The following is a 5839-nucleotide window of genomic DNA, read 5'->3' as shown; positions in this document are numbered from 1 at the left end:
GGTTGAAATTCCTGTTCTTTGAAGCGTAAACCGCCTAAAAACATCGATAATCCCATAACTAAGAGTAAATTACCGATAATTGAGCCAGTAATCGTCGCTTTTACCACATCGATAAAACCTTCCCGCAAAGCGACATAGGCAAGAATTAATTCTGTGGCATTGCCAAAGGTGGCATTCATCAAACCACCAATATTTGGCCCAACCACCACCGCAATCGCTTCCGTGGCTTCCCCCATGTAGGCCGCTAGGGGGATAATGGCTAGACAAGCGGTGATAAAAACAACTGTTCCGCCCCAGTGTAACAGCGAACCGGCGATCGATATAGGCACAAAAATCAATAGGATGGCGAAAATGGTGTTTTTGCTTAACATAAAGTGAGTATTTTGTCAAGATAATTTTATTTTGATCGGAGATGGGAACTAGAAGCGGATTCTAGCCAAAATTCCCCGGTGGAACCGCTTATTACCCATAATATTGCCCTAAAACCGTCTCTGAGGGACTTTTCTAGGGGTTCGGGGGGTGATTGGGAGGGAACAGTCACCGGTTTAATCATAATTCCGCGACTACCAAAAACAATTTCTCCCACTAATCGCGCCCTTCTCATGTGATTATCGGAAGTGACTAGATAGACACTATCAATACCTTGGGCTTTCAGTTGATCGGCTAGGCTAGTAAAGTTAGTGACAGTATCTCGCGCATTGTAATCGAGATGGAGACGTTCTGGGGGAATTCCCGCTTTTTTAAAAATCTTTCTCACATATCGTCGCGGACTACCGGAAGACACCCAAATCGGTAGATCGGGATATTCCTTAGCCAATTTTGCCGCAAAACGTTCTCGATCGGCATGACCTCCCAAAACAAAAATCGCTTCCGGTTTTAGCCACTGCTGACGTAAATCGTGGTATAACCAGCCTAAAATCGCCAAAATTAGCGGAATAGCCAGCAATTTTAACCTAGATTTGCCTAACTTCGCTTTCAGAGAAACTCGCTTTTTTCTGCGAGAATTAGCCTTGAGAACCATATATCAGTGATCGGTGATCAGTTGTCAGCCTTCAGCTTTGTGGATTAAAGTGATCGAGGGTGAGGGTCATCGACTCACATTGACGTAGGAGATAGGGATTTTATTCCCCAACTGACCGATAATTTTCCCGGAACTCAGGTTGATTGATGCAGTCGCTTACATTCCCCACCAACGGGCCACCGCTTCGGGAAGGGGTAGCAAAATACTTAATAACAAAGCCAGGGAAAATAAACCTAATAAATCTCGTTTATTATCCAATTCGGTGACATCATTTAAAGCAGGTTGATCGCTGACTGGCATTAATAAGAGAATAATCGCCCAGAGTAAAAAATCTGGTTGCACTAGGGCTAAAATAAACATGAATAATCGAGTTAATTGACCGATAATTATGGCGGTTTTCTGCCCATACATGGCGTGAACAATATGACCACCATCCAATTGACCCACGGGCATTAAATTTAGGGCTGTAACGATAATTCCTACATAACCAGCTACCGCTAAAGGATGTAAATGGATCGCTTTTCCGGCGATTAAATTACTGCCGAGGGCTAGTTTAGCTAGGATAGACAAGAGAAAAGAAAACTGCGGATTTAACGCCTGAAAATTTAATAAACTGCTTTGATTAGTTAGGGGAACTATTTCCGAGAGGTACAACCCCCAAAACAGTAGAGGAATAGCGATAATTATACCCCCCAAAGGACCGGCCACCGCCACATCAAATAAAGCTTTGCGGGTGGGTACAGGCGATCGCATTTGAATAAAAGCCCCGAAGGTGCCTAGGAAGAAAGGAATGGGGATAAAATAGGGCAAGGTAGTTTTAATTTTATATTTAACTGCTGTAAAATAATGACTGAATTCGTGCAGTCCTAAAATAGCAATTAAGCCTAAACTGTAGGGTAAACCTTGCAATAATAAACTAGAATTATTTTCTAATTGTTGGGCAGTAATGCCACTTAATCCCGCACCGACCACTGTGGTAGTTAAGATAGTTAATAACAATAAACCCAGGGCAAGAAGGGGGCGAGTAACTTTTTCAGTTTCTATGGTTTCTGTTTTTTGCTGCCAGGGATTAGCCACAAGAGCGAAAAAAGGTTGTCCCTGAAAACTTTCTTGGAAAAGCAATAAAAAGCGATCACCAAAAACCTTTTCCACATTGTTTTTAATCACTTGATAAGCTTCTTCGGGAACTGCTCGCAATTTCCCCCGACAGAGAATTGCTTGGGGACGATAATCGATATTTTGCAGATAATAAACACCCCAAGGAAAACAATCTCTTAGGTATTTTTCCTCTTCGGCAGTGATCGGTTTTAAATCATTTTTAGGTGCAGGATTATCAATATTTTCTAGGACTAAATTCGCTTGTTTCGGTGGTGATGGGGGGCCTTCTTGGGGAGTAACCCGACCCTTCTGTACTAGCCACCAATACAAAAAAGGGCAGATCACAAAAGGGCCGACCAGCAAAAATGCCGGCATGGGGGTATCCTCTCCATAGATTAACGTCCAGCCGGTCCAAATAAGAGCCGGAGTCATCAGGACTAACCAAATTAACCAAATTGGTGTTGTCGTGATTTTGGCCACGCTACGCTTGACGATAAAATAGGTGAAACCGCCCAGAATCCCTAATAACAACCACATTTCCATATCGGCTCTTTTCTCTTGAGTAAAAGGCGGCTAATTTCAGCCAGCCCGGTCATCGATCGTGCTAAATTGTAAACCGCATTGATTGTGATTTGGATAGGCAAACCATGCGATCGGAAACCGAATCGTCTCCTTTAGAGGTTAGCAAAACCACAAAACCCCCTCGATTAATTCTAGAAGGTTTATACGCTTTCTCGCCTAATCGGGAAACCCTAGGGGGAACCTCTTATCTTATTGTAGAAAATACCGGCAATATTCTGGTGGATTGTCCTAGCTGTGAGGAGAGCGAGCGAGATTTTCTCCTAGAAAAGGGTGTCCGTTACCTATTTTTTACCCATCGCGGGGGTCAGGGTAAACAGAGCGATTCTCTGCAAAGTTTACTTGATTGTGAGATTATTCTACAGGAACAGGAAGCTTATCTGCTTCCTCACCGTCAAATTACCGTTTTTCAGCAGCAAATCCAGTTATCTCCTACTTGTAGCGGTTTTTGGACTCCCGGCCATTCTCCCGGCTCCTCCTGTCTCTACTGGCAGCGTCACGGGGGGGTTTTATTTACCGGTCGTCATCTTCTCCCCGACACTAAGGGTCAACCGCAACCCCTACAGACCGCGAAAACTTTCCACTGGCTGCGGCAATTGCGATCGCAAAGGGCTATTTTAGACCGTTTTAGTCCGGAAACCCTCTCCTATCTTTGTCCGGGGGCTAATACCGGCTTTCTGCGCGGTCGGGGAATTATCGATCGCGCCTACGAAAAAATCAGCGCCAATCCTCTTAACTAGGGTCTGCTGAATAAATCTAAAAACCTTGTTGGATAACGCTTTTAGACTTTTTTTCCCTCAAAAAGTGCCGACCATTGGAGTGATTGGGGGGAAATTTTAGGGACTTTTTCCCTGAAAATTAGGTAATTGACCACCTGAAAATGGATAAAACCCTACACCCCACACCCCACACCCCACACCCTACCCCCACGAAAAACTTTTTGCCGCAAACCCTAACTAAAGACTTTTTAGAAGCTGCATTGTTCAATTCCCAGAAATTATGAATTTAACCGTTAAAGATTTGGGTGAACAGGGATTGCTACCGATTCTGCAAAAATATTGTCCTGCGGAGATTATCGGTGATGATGGGGCGATTTTATCGATCAAAGAGGGTTACTCTCTCGTTGTCACCACTGATGTTTTAGTTAATAACGTCCACTTTAGCAATCTTACTACCTCTCCGGAAGATGTGGGCTGGCGAGCGGCGGCGGCTAATTTATCCGATTTAGCGGCTATGGGGGCAGAACCCCTGGGAATTACGGTAGGATTGGCTTTAACTCCCGATCTAGCCATCGATTGGCTAGAAGGACTCTATCGGGGTCTTAGCTCTTGTCTGCAAGTATATCAGACGGCGATCGTTGGTGGCGATGTCTGTCGGGCCACGGAGATTAACATCAGTATCACTGCCCTGGGACAAGTGGCAAAAAATGAAGAAATTAGACGTTTTAACGCAAAAGTTGGCGATAGTATCGTTATTACTGGTTATCACGGTTTATCGCGGGCTGGATTAGAGTTACTCTTTCACCCTGAAACCGGGAGGAATTTAAATTCCGCCCAAAAAAAGCGATTAATCCAAGCTCATCAACGGCCGCGACCGAGACTCGATTGCATACCACATTTACAAAAAATTGTCAAGCAATTTCCCATCGCCGGCATGGATAGCAGTGACGGATTAGCAGATGCTATCATCCAAATTTGTCGCTGTAGTGGGGTTGGTGCCGAAATTGAGAGGATTCCCCTGCATCCAACCCTGAAAGAATATGTAGGAGCCGAAAAAGCTCTAGAATGGGCTTTATACGGCGGTGAAGACTTTGAGTTAGTTTTGTGTTTGCCTCCGGACAGTGCCAGAGAATTGCTGGAGAAAGTGGGGGAAGAGGGGGCGATAATCGGTCAAATTGTCCCCGGGAAAGAGATAAAATTAGCCGACGGTAGAAACCTCAGTTTAAGCTCTGGATTTCAACATTTTTAGCCTCTATAAATCGCCAAAACCTTTCTTTTTCTTGATTTTCTTTGGTTTTTTCGGGCTGCCACCTTGACCGCGGAACCCCGGTTGATTGCCACCCCCAAACATTCCGCCACCCATACCGGGCATCCCCGGCATAGCGGGCATTTGTCCCCGTCCCATCTGTTGCATCATCGATCGCATTCTGGTGAAATTAGCAATTAGTTTGGTCACTTCCGTTTCTGGATGTCCCGAACCTTTGGCAATGCGACGACGACGATTAGGAGACTTAGCCAATAAATCGGGGTTAGCGCGTTCCTCCGTGGTCATGGAATTAATCATCGCTTCCGTGCGTTTTAACTCTTTTTCGCCCTTTTCGATGTCTGTCCCGCTCAGTTTGCCTAGACCGGGGATTAACTTCAAGACTCCCCCCAGGGAACCCATATTTTTTAACAGCCGCATCTGTTTGAGGAAGTCATTAAAATCAAACTTAGCCTCTAAAATCTTGGCCTGCATTTTGGCCGCGTCTTCTAGGTCTAACTGTTCCTGAGCTTTTTCCACTAGCGTCAGGACATCACCCATATTGAGGATGCGACTGGCAAGGCGATCGGGATAAAATGGCTCTAAAGCTTCTACTTTTTCGCCAACCCCAACAAATTTAATCGGTTGTCCCGATATTTGCCGCACTGATAAGGCCGCACCACCGCGAGTATCGCCATCAAGTTTGGTGAGAATTGCCCCCGTGATGCCGATTTGTTGGTGAAAAGTGTTGGTAAGACTGGCCGCTTCCTGACCGGTCATGGCATCCACCACTAATAAAGTGTCGTCGGGCTTGACAATTTTCTTGATTTGTGCTAGTTCGCCCATCATCTGGGTGTCTATTTGCAAACGACCAGCGGTGTCGATGATAACGGTATCTACGCCCAATTCTTTGGCTTTTTCCACACCTTGACGGGCGATATCGACGGGATTAGCCTGAGAACCCATCTCGAAGACGGGAACATTTATCTGTTTACCGAGGGTGATTAATTGGTCAATGGCCGCGGGACGGTAAACATCGGTGGCCACCATCAGGCAGCTTTTGGACTGTTTGCGGAGATATAGGGCTAATTTGGCGGTGGCGGTGGTTTTTCCTGTCCCTTGCAACCCGGCCATTAAAATTACGGTGGGGGGTTTATCGGCCTGAGCTAGGGGAACGTT

General features: G+C 45.5%; 7 protein-coding genes. 3 read left to right on the top strand and 4 right to left on the bottom strand.

The features are described from left to right. The 3 genes from PX481_RS11950 to PX481_RS11940 form a co-directional block, all read right to left on the bottom strand. Positions 1–371, bottom strand: a 371-nt coding sequence (locus PX481_RS11950) for a calcium:cation antiporter family protein (protein ID WP_502888599.1), incomplete at its 3' end; no start/stop codon positions are given. 26 nt (positions 372–397) lie between these two features. Then, complete coding sequence (locus tag PX481_RS11945) at positions 398–1021, bottom strand: YdcF family protein (RefSeq protein ID WP_288094633.1); 624 nt, start codon at positions 1019–1021, stop codon at positions 398–400. Positions 1022–1177: 156 nt separating this feature from the next. Further along, positions 1178–2662 (bottom strand): site-2 protease family protein, encoded by a 1485-nt coding sequence (locus PX481_RS11940; RefSeq protein WP_002759599.1) that lies wholly within the window; start codon positions 2660–2662, stop codon positions 1178–1180. A gap of 104 nt (positions 2663–2766) precedes the next feature. Between PX481_RS11940 and PX481_RS11935 the strand changes: the two genes are divergently transcribed. From PX481_RS11935 to thiL, 3 genes are all read left to right on the top strand, one after another. Continuing rightward, entirely contained in the window at positions 2767–3438 is a 672-nt protein-coding gene (locus PX481_RS11935) for an MBL fold metallo-hydrolase (RefSeq protein WP_288024423.1), read from the top strand. 140 nt (positions 3439–3578) lie between these two features. Continuing rightward, entirely contained in the window at positions 3579–3701 is a 123-nt protein-coding gene (locus PX481_RS11930; protein WP_288024429.1) for a hypothetical protein, read from the top strand. Further along, a complete protein-coding gene (gene thiL / locus PX481_RS11925; protein ID WP_288094632.1) occupies positions 3698–4666 on the top strand; it encodes a thiamine-phosphate kinase in 969 nt (322 codons plus the stop codon). The genes PX481_RS11930 and thiL overlap by 4 nt, the downstream gene beginning before the upstream one ends. A gap of 3 nt (positions 4667–4669) precedes the next feature. Here the strand turns inward: thiL and ffh are convergent. Continuing rightward, a partial coding sequence (gene ffh / locus PX481_RS11920; protein WP_288094631.1) for a signal recognition particle protein occupies positions 4670–5839 on the bottom strand: 1170 nt, incomplete at its 5' end.

It is taken from the genome of Microcystis sp. M53603_WE2, from assembly GCF_030065435.1.
Note: the sequence above shows the minus strand (reverse complement) of the source record. Positions and strands in the feature narration are given on the sequence as shown.

Coding starts and splice junctions, on each gene's coding strand:
- PX481_RS11945 (WP_288094633.1), bottom strand. CDS start 1,021: ATGGTTCTCAAGGCTAATTCTCGCAGAAAAAAGCGAGTTTCTCTGAAA.
- PX481_RS11940 (WP_002759599.1), bottom strand. CDS start 2,662: ATGGAAATGTGGTTGTTATTAGGGATTCTGGGCGGTTTCACCTATTTT.
- PX481_RS11935 (WP_288024423.1), top strand. CDS start 2,767: ATGCGATCGGAAACCGAATCGTCTCCTTTAGAGGTTAGCAAAACCACA.
- PX481_RS11930 (WP_288024429.1), top strand. CDS start 3,579: ATGGATAAAACCCTACACCCCACACCCCACACCCCACACCCTACCCCC.
- thiL (WP_288094632.1), top strand. CDS start 3,698: ATGAATTTAACCGTTAAAGATTTGGGTGAACAGGGATTGCTACCGATT.